Source organism: Aestuariibaculum marinum (genome assembly GCF_014596975.1).
Lineage (GTDB): Bacteria > Bacteroidota > Bacteroidia > Flavobacteriales > Flavobacteriaceae > Aestuariibaculum > Aestuariibaculum marinum.
Genome location: NZ_JACVXD010000001.1, coordinates 167351 through 183525, shown reverse-complemented (window position 1 = coordinate 183525; position 16175 = coordinate 167351). Strand labels below are relative to the sequence as shown.

Here is a 16175-nt window from a genome sequence, read left to right as displayed (position 1 = left end):
TTATTTTATTTACTAATTATTTTCAATTTTTACCATTGACATTTTACTGTTTAATGGTTCAGGTCCTTTGTTATCTAATGCTCTTTTTGCCATTTCAACGCTATCAAATTTATCATAATAAATATAATATTTACTTGTATTCACATCGAAGAAAAAGTCAATATTAGTTTCTCCTGCTTCTATGGCTCTTTGTAAGAACTGGTCTCTTTTTGCTACATCGGTATGAACTGCGACAACAAGATAATAACCACTTTCAACATGTTTAACATCTTTAACAATTCTAATATTACCGGTTAACTCTTCGCCATAATCAAAATCTTTTTCTGATAAAGGTAGCTGACTTGGCTTAGTAAACTTCTTGATAGAACTTAATGCTGCTCGATCTTTATTATATCTGTCTTCCTCATTATCATACAACGCGCGTTTAATTCTACGTTTACGTTCTATTTCTGTTGCCTCTCTTACACTTTCAAACTTATCAAGCACGTTTTCTCTAGCTCGAATCGTTTGAAATTGATTTTCTTTTAAAGCCTTAATTGTTCTTGAATAGAACATATTTGTTTCGTCACGCTTATCTCTAACCTCTTTAAGTCTCGTACTGTAAAGGGCTTCAAGCTCAATAATTTTTTCATCTTGAGATTTAATCTCATTATCCAATTGTAATTTGATAGATTCTAATCTTGCATTTTCAGCGCTTAAACTTTTAAACGGTTTTGGTGCACTAACAATACCCTGTTCGCTTAAATCATTTTCTTTCTTTAAATCTTTTAAATCTTTTTCTTTGATAATTAAAACTTCATTTAATTGAATCATTAATTGCTTTTGAACATTTTGAGTCTCTAAAGCCAATTTTGTAACCGTTAATAACTCATCTGTATTAGAATCTTCCGGTTCCGGGAAAACAATACCTGTTTCTGTTACTTCTGAAACTTTTTCTGCAGCGACTCTTTGCTGTTCTTCCTGTTCTGCTTTCAATCTTGCTGCTTCGGCTAATCTGGCTTGCTCTTCCTGTTCCGCTTTCAATTTTGCCGCTTCAGCTAATCTGGCTTGCTCTTCCTGTTCCGCTTTCAACCTTGCTGCCTCAGCTAATCGAGCTTGTTCTTCCTGCTCTGCTTTCAACCTTTCTGCTTCGGCTAATCTAGCTTGTTCTTCTTGTTCTGCTTTCAACCTTTCTGCTTCGGCTAATCTAGCTTGTTCTTCTTGTTCCGCTTTCAATCTTGCCGCTTCGGCTAATCTAGCTTGCTCTTCTTGCTCCGCTTTCAATCTTGCGTCCTCAGCTAATCTGGCTTGCTCTTCTTGTTCCGCTTTAAATCTTGCGGCCTCAGCTAATCTAGCTTGTTCTTCCTGCTCTGCTTTCAGTCTTGCGGCCTCAGCTAATCTAGCTTGCTCTTCCTGTTCTGCTTTCAACCTTGCTGCTTCAGCTAATCGCGCTTGCTCTTCTTGCTCTGCTTTCAACCTTGCTGCTTCTTCAGTCTCCTTATCGTCCTTATTTGCTACAACTTCAGTTGCTATTACAGCTTGTGCTATATTAGCTCCGTTAGTATCGTTATTAGCACGTTTTCTTTCCTCTATTCGCTCTGCAGCCGCAGCTTTTTGTTTTGCTCGTAATTCTATTTTTGCCTGCGTAATAGAATCTAATCTGGCCTGAGCCAATGCTCTTTCCTCGGCTCGTTTTGCCGCCAATGCTTCTCGATCTACTTTAGTTGTAGTTGCATTAGCCTTACGCCTTGCCGCAATTTGTCTGGTACGCTTGTCTTGAATTAAAAGCGCTTCCTCCTGCTCTTCATCACTATAATTATATCGGTATCGCTTTTTAAACTTGTAAGCAATAGTGAACTCGTGAGAATTTCCGAAAGTGGACAAATCTCCCATAGCTTTTTCATAATTATATTCAATTGCAATCTGATTGCTAATATTAATTCCTAGTCCAGCCGACATACCATACAATGTATTATAACCCGCCTGTGCCCAAATTCCTTTAGGAACCGCAATCATGACTAAACCAGATAAAATGGTTTTATCTTTTTTAAACTCAGATTGTATTAACGTACTGAACTTACTTTCATCAAAAAAACCGCGACTATCCATAAAACCAGTATACATCACATGTGCTTGCAAACCTTGTTCAGGATTTTCTTCTAAAAGACTAGATGATTTTAAGTTGTAGGCAACAATATTATTGATAGCTAATCCGAAATCTAAAAATGTTGTTCCGTAGTTAATTCCAGGGTTTAAAGTTAAAATAGAATTATTTGGGATGTTTTGTAAGGCAGGATCGGAATAGTTTGAAACCACACGACCTTCATTAATTCCACTTTGGTAAAATCCTAAATTAGCCCCAAAGGTTAAGTTACTATCGCGATCTAAAACCACATTATAAGCATAGTTTACAATACCTCCAAAGGTTGTTAGAACCCCATAGTCTTGCTGAAACAAACCGATCCCCATTCCTCTATTTTCGGCAAATCTTCCAGAATAACTGAATAAATAGGTTTGAGGAGCATCATCAAACTGTACCCATTCTCTTTTATTAGTAAACGTAATGTACTTATTCTGCTCTCGAACAAAACTAAACGTAGGGTTTATTGCATATTTATTAAACTTTAAAGATGTTCTTACTGGTAATACCAAGGCAACAACACCATTTTCCTGAGCATAGAAAAATTGCGTTGTCGCTAAAAATAAAATGATATGTAATAAATATTTACTCATATTACTTTACTACCGTAATGGAACCTTTTTTTACAGCATTACTTGCTGTTGTTATAATGTAATAGTACACTGAATTTATTTCGTTAAAATCTATCTGGCTTTCAGGCCAATTGTTTAAATAGTTATTGCTTTGATGAACTATTTTTCCTTGAGCACTCATAATCACCACTTCGGTATCTGAGCCACTGGTATACTCTACAGGGATTACCCAGGTATCATTAATACCATCTCCATTTGGACTGATGATATTTGGAATATTAGACACATCTGGGAATGGTTCTGTCACAACAAGAGAAAACAAAAATTCTTCAGAAGCCGCACAACCACTGGTTTGTGTAACAACTACCTTATAATCACCGGTTTCGGAAGCAGCATAGCTATTTCCTGAAACTCCTGAAATTAAAACATCATTTAAATACCACTGAAACGTAGGGTTGTTTGCCGTGGTCATTACAGTAGCCGTTAAAGTTTCGCCTTCCTGAATAGAGTTCGTTTCATCGACATCAATACTACTTGTAAAGCCTGAAGTTTCCAGTGTAATAGATGCGGTTGTAGAGCATTGTCCTAAATCGATACTCACAGAATAGGTTCCTGATTCATCTGTTACATAAGTCTGACTTGTGGCTCCGTCTATTTTTTTATCATCCTTATACCATTGGTATGCATCTGCATTTATAGTGCTTAAAGTTGTTGCTCCTTCAGCAGAACAATATGGGTTTCCTAAACTTGAACTAATTTCTGAAGTTGTTCCTGAAGAAGCTTCGGAAATAGTAACACGATTAGAATATGAATCTGAAGTACACGATCCGTAATTGGTTTCACAGAAATAAGTTCCTGCCGATGTTACTGCGAAAGTTTCTCCCGTTCCCACTAATTCTGATGTTGTTGCACTTGTTTCTTTATACCAGTTAAAGGTTAAAGAAGGATACTGTAAAGGTGAATCATTATCGCCAGATCCGGGATTGTCAATGGTTAACAAATAACTACCTCCAGAACAAAACGCAGCTGAACCAATTAAGTTATTAATAGTAAAGGGACTATCCTGAATTTTATAATATGCAGGAAATGAAGTTGAACCAACACTTGTTGCTGATGGAGCACTACTTTTTATTCTAATTTTATAGGATTCTCCCGCCGTATTTGTTGGTAATGAAAACTGAACCGTAGCAGGTGACGATGTGTATTCTCCAGCATTTGTTGTTAAAATAACTTGTCCGTTAGCAAAACTACCGGAAGCATCGGAGAGCTCGATAGTAAATTGATTACTTGAGCTTGCCGCTATATCAGCTGAAAAACTAAATGTTGTATAATATGTATTGAATGAGGGACTGGCACAAGCCTGGGTAAACCCTAAACTTGGCGTACTAATCGTTTGAGCGTTTGAAGACAAAACAACCCCAACAAGAAAAACGATAAAGCCTATAAAAGTAAAGTTCCTCATTACTATTCGTTTTTAAATAAAACTCCAAGAAAGAATATCACCTTATTTTATAAGCTATTACCAAAAAATTCTTTGCTCTTTGGATTTATATAAAAACCGCTGAGCAAAAGAATTTTTTATTTATATTAATAGTAAAATGGGGATTAAAAGACCTAGAGCTATAATATTCTTATTAAATTTTAATCAAATTACACCTAACTATTTCTAGTCATTTTCGTTTGACGCTATAATTTTATTAATTCGCAATCTAAAATCTGGACGTCTTTCGTTTTTCAAGTCAATAAATGTTTCAGAATTCTGACTTTTAGAGTAAACATTAAAAAACGCACTGTTTCCGTACCAGTTTTCAAGATCTTCATTATTTGAATTATTCTCTACAAATATGTTTCCGTTACAGTTATTGAAGTACATATCTGTAAACTTAATTTTTTCTAAATTTTCCTGATTGATTACAATTTTATCTTCGAAAATTACAGCAGGATTAAATCCGGAAATTACACTTTTATTCATATCTAACGAAGCACTTTGTGCGACATATACAGCTTCTTTCACTAAACCTTTTTCTATGTCTGCCTTCAAATCATCACTATTATTTAGAAGCGTTAGATTTTTAGCAACAACACTTGTTTGAGGTTTTGTAAAGTCTACATCTTCAATATCATCAAAAGAAGAAACATATAAACATCTCGTGCCTGCACTACTTGAAGAAATATAAGGCGATCTTACTGCTAATGAATTATTTAACTGCGATTGAGTTCCGAAATTAAACTTAAAATCATTATTATTCGCACGATAAGACACCATTTTAGTCATATTAACTTGTCCTCCCCATACTTCAAAAGAATTTCCAGCTGCATGAGATATCATAATATTCTCTAAAACGGTTTCACTACCTACGTTAGCTAATAACAAACCATTTAGGTGATTACCATTTCTTAATTTTTTTCCAGCGTATTCAATTCTAACATACTTTAAAATACCAGAATTACTATTTGGATTTTCACCTCCATAATTAATGTAAGGGTAAGACGAAGAATTTAAATTATGATAGTAAGACACCACAGATCCTTTCCCAAACTTGTTTGAAGATGCATCTCCTAAAATCATAATACCACCCCAGTCTCCTGCTCTTTTTAAACTTCTGTTTGAAGTAAAAATAATAGGATCGGTTTCCGTGCCTTCTGCTATTATAGCAGAACCTTTAGAAACGGTTAAGGTTGCTTTAGAGTCGTAGTCTCCTAAAATAACGGTACCTGGTTCGATAGTTAAGGTTGCATTATTGGTAACGAATACATTACCTAATAACAAATAAACATCGCGTTTACTTAACTTAGTATCTTCTGAAATGTTTCCTGCTAATATTTGGGTAGGTTCTCCGTAATCAGCTGTGTTGGATTTAAAATCTGTCCATCCATACAACCAATTATCTGTACCTATAATTCCTTTTTCCTGCTGAGCAAATAAGCTCCCAAATGCAAGAAGGAATATCCATATTGAGTGAGTAAAGTTTTTCATAGTTACGGTTTTATGATTAAAACTAATAAGATTTTACTTCAAATATAATATCAAAAATATAAAAATATCCCATGAAATACCTTTTTTTTCGTTAAAATACACTTTTTAACAAAATTTTAAGATAATTCATATCGTTAAACAGCATAGTTTTGTAATATATTTTTGATTTTATTAACTTTTTCTATTCTTGTTTGTCTTTAAAACATTAAAAAACGATTCAAATCCCTTCCCTAAACTCCCTTTATTTCTTCTATTTTTCCTAAAAAAACATAAATCGTTTTCAAAAAAAATCTCCAAGCTTGTAAACAAACTCGAAGACCTTATTTATATAAATATGCAAATATTAATTATACTCGCTATACTCGTGTAACGATTTCATTATATCTTCATAAAAAATGATTGCCGAAATTAATCTATTCGTATCTGAATATGGCAAAAACCTTTTGTTAAATTCCTCTGTATTTTCTAAATACTCATCAGTAGATTTAAATTGATCCTCTAATGCGTGCTTATTATCTTTATCATTAGGTATTCCTAAAGATTCGATAGTAACTCCTGGTTTTGTTGCGAAAGCGATATACGGTAACATTTTTACCAAACTTTCGATACGCTCTGTATAAAGCCCCAGTAATTCACCTTTTGGCATTCTATCTAGCTCATCCTTGCTATGATATTTCTTAATAGCCACTTTTGCACTGATAATATTTTGTGCCTCATCTTTCTTTTTTTGGGCATGACCTATGCCTACTGCTAAGAAAAAACTAAAACTGAATAAAATAATTTTCACTTTCATGGTTAACATTTAGGGATTGAATACCACAAAAATATGCAATTAATCGTTAAAAACAAGCTTTTTATCGATATTTTTAAAATTAACAGCAAAATATCACAAATAATCGACTCCTCCAAAAGCTAAGAATCCATTTACACTAGAGAAAGACAATTGCTCACGACTGAATATTAAATATTTATTAATTATCGCGTTTCTTACTACCACTCCAAAAATTACAAATAAAAAAAGGCAGGTAAACACCTGCCTTTAAAATATAAATGATAACTAATGTGTTATTTCACTTCTTCGAAATCTACATCTTCCACATCACTAGACTCATCACCTGCTTGTCCATTTTGACTAGCATCTGGTCCTGGTTGAGCACCACCTTGAGCTTCTGCTTGTGCTTTGTACATTTCTTCACTAGCTGCTTTCCATGCTTCATTAATTTTTTCTAAAGCTGGATCGATTACTGCGATATCTTTAGTTTCAAACGCTTTTTTCAATTCTTCTAAAGCATCTTCGATTGGTTTTTTCTTATCATCAGATAATTTATCACCAAATTCTTTAAGCTGACTTTCTGTTTGGAAAATCATAGCATCAGCTGCGTTTAATTTTTCAGCTTTTTCTTTTGCTTCTTTATCAGCTTCAGCATTTGCTTCAGCTTCTTGCTTCATTTTTTGAATTTCCTCTTCTGTTAATCCAGAAGATGCCTCGATACGGATATCTTGAGTTTTATTTGTTGCTTTATCTGTAGCGGCAACGTGAATAATACCGTTAGCATCGATATCGAAAGTTACTTCAATTTGAGGTGTTCCTCTTTTTGCTGGTGGAATACCGTCTAAGTGGAAACGCCCAATCGTTTTGTTATCTGCTGCCATTGCACGCTCACCTTGTAACACGTGGATTTCTACTGATGGCTGATTGTCTGCCGCTGTAGAGAATACTTGTGATTTTTTAGTAGGAATAGTCGTGTTAGCTTCGATAAGCTTAGTCATGACGTTACCCATAGTTTCGATACCTAATGATAATGGCGTTACGTCTAATAATAAAACGTCTTTAACATCTCCTGTTAATACACCACCTTGGATACCTGCTCCTAATGATACTACCTCGTCTGGGTTAACACCTTTACTTGGCGCTTTACCAAAGAATTTCTCAACAGCCGCTTGAACTGCAGGAATACGCGTTGAACCACCTACTAAAATAACTTCGTCAATATCATTTTTACTTAAACCAGCCGCTTTTAATGCAGACTCACACGGTGCAATAGTACGCTTTACTAAATCGTCGATTAATTGCTCGAATTTAGAACGTGTTAATGTACGCACTAAGTGTTTTGGTCCTGAAGCGGTAGCGGTAATATATGGTAAGTTGATTTCTGTTTGAGCAGAAGATGATAATTCAATCTTAGCTTTTTCAGCTGCTTCTTTTAAACGTTGTAAAGACATTGCATCTTTACGTAAATCCATACCTTCTTCAGCATTAAACTCATCTGCTAACCAGTTGATGATTTTCTCATCTACATCATCACCACCTAAGTGTGTATCTCCATCTGTAGATAATACTTCAAATACACCGTCACCTAACTCAAGAATAGAAACGTCATGGGTACCACCACCAAAGTCGAATACAACAATTTTTTGGTCTGTACCTTTTTTATCTAAACCGTAAGCTAATGCTGCAGCCGTAGGTTCGTTAATAATTCTACGAACTTTTAAACCTGCAATCTCACCAGCTTCTTTTGTAGCCTGACGTTGTGAATCGTTAAAGTAAGCTGGTACAGTAATTACTGCTTCACTTACATCCTGACCTAAGTAATCTTCAGCAGTTTTCTTCATTTTTTGAAGAATCATAGCTGATAATTCTTGAGGTGTATATAAACGACCGTCAATATCCACACGTGGTGTATCGTTATCTCCTTTTACTACTTTATATGGTACGCGTTCTGCTTCTTTTTGTGATTCAGAATATTTATTCCCCATAAAACGCTTAATAGAATAAACGGTTTTATTTGGGTTAGTTACTGCTTGGCGTTTTGCAGGATCTCCAACTTTAATTTCTCCTCCTTCAACAAAAGCGATAACCGATGGTGTAGTACGCTTACCTTCTGCGTTTGGGATTACAACAGGTTCGTTACCTTCCATTACAGAAACGCAAGAGTTAGTTGTACCTAAATCGATTCCAATAATTTTACTCATAATATTTTTTATTAATTGTGTTGAATGTTCATTTTTAAATTCGATAACTAAAAGTCAATGATTATGCCATTTCAAAAAAACTGACATGATGTCACTATGGCAAATTAACACCTGAAAACTTTATTCTTTTATTAAAGACTATTATGTTGTTGTACTTTTTTAATTACAAAATTGGTAGTATATTAGAACTAAACTTATTGACTATCTTATAATGATTAAGAAACTTCTCCTTTTATCTATTTTATCCCTGAGCTTCACTATCGTTAATGCCCAAAGTGACAGTTCTAATTCTAAAAAAATGAAAGACTCAACGAAAGAAAAAAAGGTTGAGTTAAAAATTATGCCCTACTTAAGTTACAACCGAAATCTAAAAGTTATGCTTGGCATCATTCCTATGGCAAACTATAGGTTAAACGCTAATGACAGTATATCTCCTAAGTCAATGTCTGGAATTGCCGGAGTATATACAACTAATGGTTCGTACTTTGCAGCTGTATTTAACAGGTGGTTTTTTAACGAGAATAAATGGCGTGTTGCTTTTTTTGGTGCAACAGGTAATCATATGTCGCAATTTTTTATGGAAGATGTTGATGTTAGTGGTTTTTACGATTATGACACAAACACAACAATGGTAAGCGCTGCTGTAAAAAGAAAAATCACAGAATCTTTTTATGGCGGAATAACCTATACGTATTCATTTTTTGACACGGTTTATGAAGACGATGTTCAACCTGCATCTAAAACAAAAACCAATGCTGTAGAATTAAATATGCTTTACGACTCGAGAAATTCTCAATATTATCCAACCAAAGGAATCAACACACAAATTCGGTTAATAACCTATCCGGAATGGTTTGGTAACGAAAATAGCGCCAATAAATTCATTTCTAACTACAACACCTACTTCCCTATGCGCCAAAATAACGACGTGCTTGCTGCGCGATTCTCAGGCCAGTTTGGTTTAGGTGATGTACCATTTGAACAACAGGAAACCATTGGAGGAAAAGACATTCGTGGCTATTCAGAAGGGAAATACCGCGGTGATGGCTTAATTTCACTTCAAGGAGAATATCGCTATAATTTCAACAGAAAAATGGGACTGGTAGGCTTTGCCGGTATCGCTACCATTTACGGCTCGACCAATGAGGATTTTGACTGGGATGCCTATCCAGGATTTGGGGTGGGTTACCGCTACAATGTTTTCGACGGCATGAAATTTAATATCGGACTTGATGCCGCTGTGGGTAAAGGTGATTGGGGCATTTATTTCAGAATTGGCGAGGCATTTTAATTGAAAAAGTATTTGTAATTTTAATACAACTTAAAAATTTTGCTATGAAAAAACTTATTTCACTATTCACGTTAATTTTATTTATATCCGCCTGTGAAGGTCCTCAAGGCCCTCCGGGACGCGATGGCTATGATGGCATAGATGGCGGATTAATTGTATCCAGCGCTTTCGAAATTGTAGTTAACTTTAACGCTAGTAATAATTATGAGTATATTGAAAACTACGGTTTCGATGTCTACCCTTCCGATGTCGTTATGGTCTATATTTCCTGGGAAACAGATAACGGACAGGATATCTGGCGCGCTTTACCGCAAACTACATACTTCAACGAAGGCTCCTTAATTTACAATTTCGATTTTACTCAAGATGATGTTCGCTTTTTCTTAGATGGTGATATCGACTTTAGTATACTCGGTAGCGAATGGACCCAAAACCAAGTTTTTAGAGTTGTAGTTATTCCTGCAGACAATGTAGATAGCGTTAATATTAACGATTATAATAATGTAATTGAAACGCTAAACATTCAATCTTTTAAGAAATAACAGAACAAAACATAAGTGTCGAAAAACCCCTTATTTAAAAGGGGTTTTTACATTTTTTTAAACTTTTTTTAACTAATAACCGACACCAAGTTCTTGTATATTTGCGAGGATTCAAATTTTACCACATGGAATGTATTTCGGTTTTTGATATGCTTAAAATTGGCGTTGGCCCATCAAGTTCTCACACCCTTGGTCCATGGCGTGCCGCCGAGCTATGGATTAACGAATTAAAACAAAAAAAATGTTTTGATGCCGTTGAAAGCATATCAGTAGATCTTTATGGTTCGTTGAGTTTAACCGGTAAAGGGCATGCCACAGATTATGCAGTTATGCTGGGATTAAGTGGCGCCGACCCAGAAACTGTGCCAACTGAGAATATTCAAACCATTATTGACGATATCAAAGCTTCGAAAACCATTCGATTTAACAATGAAAAGACCTTAGCTTTTGATCCTTTAGTAAATATCAAATTCAATAAAAAGTTTTTACCATTCCACGCCAACGCCTTGGTTTTTACTGCTAAAATAAACGGCAAAAACAAAAAATCAACCTTCTATTCCATTGGTGGTGGGTTTGTGGTTAAAGAAGAACGTAAAAACGCGAAAAGAAACAAGGAAATATTAAAAACCTTTCCATACCCTGTAAGATTAGGCACAGAACTTTTAGAGTTTTGTAAAAACTTAAACTTACCTATTTCAGATATTGTTTTAGAAAATGAAAAATCATTACGAACAGAAGCTGAAATTGATTACGAATTGCACCGTATATGGAACACCATGCTGGAATGCATGTATATTGGTTGTCACACCGAAGGTAACTTACCTGGAGGTTTAAATGTAAGACGTCGCGCTCACGATTCACACGAAAAACTTAAAGGCAATTTACCTTACAACTCTCCTCAGGAATGGCTGGAAACTATTCGTAAAACCGAGGTGAAATTCCGTGCAATTCTCAAATGGGTAAGCTGTTTTGCTCTAAGTGTAAATGAAGTCAATGCCTCGTTAGGTCGCGTCGTTACGGCACCTACTAATGGAAGTGCAGGGGTTATTCCTGCCGTATTAATGTACTATATGGTTATCGAAAACCATCAGGCTGATTTTAATCATATTAAAAAGTTTTTACTTGTCGCAGGTGAAATTGGAAGCATCTTTAAAAAAGGAGCTACCATTTCTGCTGCTATGGGTGGATGTCAGGCTGAAATCGGCGTATCCTCTGCTATGGCTGCCGGGGCTCTAACCGAATTGCTTGGCGGAACACCCGAACAGGTTTTAATTGCTGCCGAAATTGCCATGGAACATCACCTGGGACTAACTTGCGACCCAATTGGAGGTTTGGTACAGGTGCCTTGTATTGAGCGTAATTCAATGGGAGCTATAAAAGCCATCAATGCCGCCGAATTAGCATTAGATACCGATCCTGAAAACGCTAAAGTACCTTTAGATAAAGTGGTTTCAACCATGTGGGAAACCGCAAAAGACATGAATTCTAAATACAAAGAAACGTCTGAAGGTGGTCTGGCTATTGGGGTGAATTTAGTAGATTGTTAATTTAATCTTTCTTGCAACCTTGACGACGACGCGTGTCAATTAAGTAAATGATTTTCCAATCACCATTGTCTTTAAACAGTTGAAAATTATTAACCCCACAATGACTAAACGTGTCATTATACCAAAATTCATAAGGCGTCCAGACATTAGCCATGGTTCCGTCTACCTGAATATTGTAATCTAACAAACGCTCATCCCATTTTTGATCACTTGTTCTTGTAGCGATAGCCTTTAGTAGTTTTTCCGGTTTATCGGTAACTAAAACAGCGTTTCCTTCCTTGTTGGTAAATGTGGTTTGCAAAATAACATTGTCCATCATAACCGATTTCATTAGAGTCGTATCACCTTTATGAAAGCCTTCAAAAAACGTATCAACTGCATATTTCGCCTTCATTTTATCGTTTTCTTGCCCGTAGAGCATCGACGTAATCAATAAAACGAGATAAAAAATAAAGCGTGTCATAAGATTGGTTTTCACTAAAATTAAATCAAAACACTCAGGTGTTCATTCCTTTAAAGAAAAGTTTAACAGAACCTTCTAATTTTATTACATTTACGTTTTGCTTGAAAAAGTTTAAAATCCAACTGAAAAACCTTACTAAATATAAAGACTTAAAAATGAAGAAAATTAGTTTACTAATTATTACATTATTACTGCTTTCATGTAATCAACAAACCAAAACAGCACATGCTGAAATTGCAGAAACAACAAACCAAGAAGACCTGTTTCCTGACGGTACTCCAATTCCTGAATGGTTCAAAGACCACTCTAAGATAAATCCTTCTGATTTAGGTAAATTTTATTCTATTACTGATTACGGTTGTGTAATCGATAGCACTAAACTCCAAACCGAGGCAATTCAACATACTATCGATGAAGCTTACCGTAATGGTGGCGGTGTTGTTGTTATTCCTAAAGGCACGTTTTTAAGTGGCGCCCTGTTCTTTAAGCCTAACACTCATTTACACGTTGAAGAAGGCGGTGTTTTAAAAGGATCAGATAATATAAAAGACTATCCTTTTATACCTTCCAGAATTGAAGGACAAAGTATTGAATATTTTGCTGCCTTAGTAAATGCTAAAGCTGTTGATGGCTTTACTATAACCGGCACCGGAACTATTGATGGTAACGGATTAAACTATTGGAAAGCCTTCTGGCAACGTCGAAAAGAAAATCCTAAATGTACCAATCTGGAAGTGTCCAGACCCCGTTTAGTATTTATCTGGAAGTGTAACAATGTGCAACTACAGGATGTTAAACTTCGCAACTCAGGATTTTGGTCTAGCCATTATTACCAGTGTAATAATGTAAAGATTCTTGATTTACGCATTACCTCGCCACATGAACCAATTAAAGCTCCAAGTACCGATGCCATTGATATTGATGTTTGCAACAACGTATTAGTAAAAGGCTGCTATATGGCCGTAAACGATGATGCCATTGCTTTAAAAGGCGGAAAAGGTCCTTGGGCAGACAAAGACGCCAGCAACGGAGAAAACACTAATATCATTATTGAAGATTGCGAATTTGGTTTCTGTCATGCGGCATTAACCAACGGTAGTGAAGCCATTCACAACAAAAATATTGTCATGCGCAATTGTAAAGTTACCGATGCTAAACGTTTACTGTGGCTTAAAATGCGCCCGGACACTGCTCAATATTACGAATATATTACCGTTGAAAACATTACCGGTCAGGCACATAGCTTCATTTACATTAAACCCTGGACACAATTTTTCGATTTAAAAGGTCGTGAGGATGTGCCATTGTCTTATTCCGATCATATCACCATGAAAAACATCGATTTAGATTGTGACATTTTTTACGATATGAAGATTACTGAATATGACAAGCTTTCAAATTTCACATTTGAAAACATCAAAGTAAATGCTAAAAATGGCAACTACGATAAATCGATCATTGAAAATGTAACCTTAAACAATGTTGAAGTTAATGGCGAATTAATTCAATAAAATCTATGAAAATTTTAAAACTACTATTATCAATATACATCGTTTTTAATAGTAACTTTTCCTTTACACAAAATTCACCTGCACCAATAAAATTGGTGCAGTTTGTTTTATCACCAAATCATAGCGATTGGAATTATAACTTGAAAGAAGAAGCCTTAGTTAAAATTACGGTTCTAAAATACGGTGTACCCATCCCAAACACTGAAATTACTTATGAATTAGGAAACGACCAGATGACTCCTGATAAAAGCGGAACTCTAACTCTAAAATCCGGCATCGGCGAAATTAATATCGGTACACTAAAACAACCTGGTTTCAGACAACTTAAAGTCAAAACTACTATTGATGGTCATACATATAAAAACCAAATAAAAATTGGGTTTTCGCCATTTAACATTAAACCAACAGTAGAAATCCCGAAAGATTTTGATACTTTCTGGCAACAGGCTATTGAATCAAATAAATCAATTCCGTCGCAGCCTGTAATTACTTATAAACCGGAATATTCCACACCAACGGTAGATGTGTATTTAGTACGATTACAGAATTATAAAAAAGGGAAATTCATTTTTGGTTATTTAAGTAAACCCAAAGACCATAAAAAACACCCGGTCCTCTTCCATCCACCGGGAGCAGGCGTAAAAAAGATTCATCCTGTAACAGCGTTTGCCAATCAAGGTTTTATCAGTTTTACGACTGAAATTCATGGTATAAACCCAGAATTAACCATGAAGGACTATAAAAACATAAGTAATGCCATTGGAGATTACTGGAGCATTAATCTTGATGATAAAGACCAGTATTACTACAAAAGTGTGTATTTGGGTTGTTTACGAGCCATTGATTTCCTAACCAGTCTTCCTGAATTTGATGGTAAAAACGTGGTGGTTACCGGAGGTAGTCAAGGTGGTGCTTTAAGTATAGTTACCGCGGCATTAGACAAGCGTGTAACGGCAGTTTCGGCTTTCTATCCGGCGTTATGTGATAATTCAGGATATGTAAACCATCGTGCCGGTGGATGGCCACATATGTTCAGTTCAAAATACCAGTTTGCGACTCCTGAAAAACTAAATACTATGCAGTATTACGATGTGGTAAACTTTGCTAAACGGATTCATATCCCGGGTTTTTATTCTACTGGTTACAATGACAACACCTGTGCTCCTACTTCGGTTTTATCGGCATTTAATAGTATCAATGCTAAAAAAGAAATCGTTATCACACCCATTTCCGGACACTGGCGTTTTTCAGAAACCAACGAAAAGTCTATAAAATGGCTAAAACAAACCTGTGCTATCGACTAACATTTTAGTATTTTTGCACTCTATCTTAAAAAATTAACACAATGTCTACTGCAAAAAAAGAATATAAGCGCGTCACTGTCAAAACTTTAGTTGACATGAAAGCTAACGGTGAAAAAATATCCATGCTTACGGCATACGATTATACCATGGCTAAAATTGTTGACGGAGCTGGTACAGATGTCATTCTTGTAGGAGATTCTGCTAGTAATGTTATGGCAGGTCATGAAACCACTTTACCCATTACACTTGATCAAATGATTTATCATGCATCGTCTGTAATCCGTGCTGTAGAACGCGCCTTGGTTGTTGTAGATTTACCCTTTGGTTCTTACCAGAGTGACCCGAAAGAAGCGTTGCGTTCTGCTATCAGAATCATGAAAGAAAGTGGCGGACACGCTGTTAAACTTGAAGGTGGTAAAGAAATTAAAGAATCTATAAAACGTATATTGCATGCGGGTATTCCGGTTATGGGACACCTTGGTTTAACACCACAATCGATTTATAAATTCGGGACCTATACGGTTCGTGCGAAAGAGGAAGAAGAAGCGGCTCGCCTAATCTCTGATGCTAAAATGCTAGAAAAGATAGGTTGTTTTGCTATTGTTCTGGAAAAGATTCCAGCGGCATTAGCTAAGCAGGTTGCCGAAAGCGTTAGCATCCCGATTATTGGTATTGGTGCTGGAAATGGCGTTGACGGACAAGTACTGGTGGTACACGATATGCTGGGTATGACGCATGAATTCCACCCCCGTTTTTTACGTCGCTATATGAATTTATATGAAGGCATGACTTCTGCAATTTCTCAATACGTTGATGATGTAAAAGCTGAAGACTTCCCAAGCGACAAGGAGCAATATTAACATCTTATAGAGCTCT

Annotated in this window: 12 protein-coding genes; 6 read left to right on the top strand and 6 right to left on the bottom strand. The window is 35.8% G+C overall.

Features of this window, described 5'->3' with window-relative positions; genetic code table 11:
• Positions 1–12: 12 nt before the first annotated feature.
• The 5 genes from ICJ85_RS00785 to dnaK all read right to left on the bottom strand — a co-directional run bounded on the left by ICJ85_RS00785 (position 13) and on the right by dnaK (position 8641).
• The gene (locus tag ICJ85_RS00785; RefSeq protein ID WP_188221865.1) at positions 13–2712 is read right to left on the bottom strand and encodes a PorP/SprF family type IX secretion system membrane protein; all 2700 of its coding nucleotides are present in this window, start codon (positions 2710–2712) and stop codon (positions 13–15) included.
• A 1-nt stretch (position 2713) separates the two neighbouring features.
• Positions 2714–4153 carry a T9SS type B sorting domain-containing protein gene (locus tag ICJ85_RS00780; RefSeq protein WP_188221864.1) on the bottom strand — a complete coding sequence of 480 codons (1440 nt, stop codon included), beginning with the start codon at positions 4151–4153 and terminating at the stop codon, positions 2714–2716.
• Positions 4154–4357: 204 nt separating this feature from the next.
• Positions 4358–5668, bottom strand: coding sequence for a hypothetical protein (locus ICJ85_RS00775; RefSeq protein ID WP_188221863.1), 1311 nt, complete (start codon positions 5666–5668; stop codon positions 4358–4360).
• A 343-nt stretch (positions 5669–6011) separates the two neighbouring features.
• Complete coding sequence (locus ICJ85_RS00770) at positions 6012–6461, bottom strand: hypothetical protein (RefSeq protein WP_188221862.1); 450 nt, start codon at positions 6459–6461, stop codon at positions 6012–6014.
• Between the two features lie 272 nt (positions 6462–6733).
• A complete protein-coding gene (gene dnaK / locus ICJ85_RS00765) occupies positions 6734–8641 on the bottom strand; it encodes a molecular chaperone DnaK (RefSeq protein ID WP_188221861.1) in 1908 nt (635 codons plus the stop codon).
• 298 nt (positions 8642–8939) lie between these two features.
• Between dnaK and ICJ85_RS00760 the strand changes: the two genes are divergently transcribed.
• The 3 genes from ICJ85_RS00760 (at position 8940) to ICJ85_RS00750 (ending at position 12021) form a co-directional block, all read left to right on the top strand.
• Positions 8940–9932 (top strand): BamA/TamA family outer membrane protein, encoded by a 993-nt coding sequence (locus ICJ85_RS00760; protein ID WP_241739464.1) that lies wholly within the window; start codon positions 8940–8942, stop codon positions 9930–9932.
• 44 nt (positions 9933–9976) lie between these two features.
• Positions 9977–10474, top strand: a complete 498-nt coding sequence (locus ICJ85_RS00755) for a hypothetical protein (protein ID WP_188221859.1) — start codon at positions 9977–9979, stop codon at positions 10472–10474.
• A 125-nt stretch (positions 10475–10599) separates the two neighbouring features.
• On the top strand, positions 10600–12021 hold the full coding sequence (locus ICJ85_RS00750; RefSeq protein WP_188221858.1) for an L-serine ammonia-lyase: 1422 nt from the start codon (positions 10600–10602) through the stop codon (positions 12019–12021).
• A 1-nt stretch (position 12022) separates the two neighbouring features.
• Here ICJ85_RS00750 and ICJ85_RS00745 read toward each other — a convergent pair whose 3' ends face one another.
• A complete protein-coding gene (locus ICJ85_RS00745) occupies positions 12023–12484 on the bottom strand; it encodes a nuclear transport factor 2 family protein (protein ID WP_188221857.1) in 462 nt (153 codons plus the stop codon).
• Between the two features lie 155 nt (positions 12485–12639).
• Here ICJ85_RS00745 and ICJ85_RS00740 point away from each other — a divergent pair, with 155 nt between their 5' ends.
• From ICJ85_RS00740 to panB, 3 genes are read left to right on the top strand one after another with little or no spacing between them, the layout of a single operon-like run.
• Positions 12640–13995: a rhamnogalacturonidase gene (locus ICJ85_RS00740; RefSeq protein ID WP_188221856.1), complete on the top strand. Its 1356-nt coding sequence runs from the start codon at positions 12640–12642 to the stop codon at positions 13993–13995.
• A 5-nt stretch (positions 13996–14000) separates the two neighbouring features.
• Positions 14001–15299: an acetylxylan esterase gene (locus ICJ85_RS00735; RefSeq protein WP_188221855.1), complete on the top strand. Its 1299-nt coding sequence runs from the start codon at positions 14001–14003 to the stop codon at positions 15297–15299.
• A 41-nt stretch (positions 15300–15340) separates the two neighbouring features.
• A complete protein-coding gene (gene panB / locus ICJ85_RS00730; RefSeq protein WP_188221854.1) occupies positions 15341–16159 on the top strand; it encodes a 3-methyl-2-oxobutanoate hydroxymethyltransferase in 819 nt (272 codons plus the stop codon).
• Positions 16160–16175 lie beyond the last annotated feature (16 nt).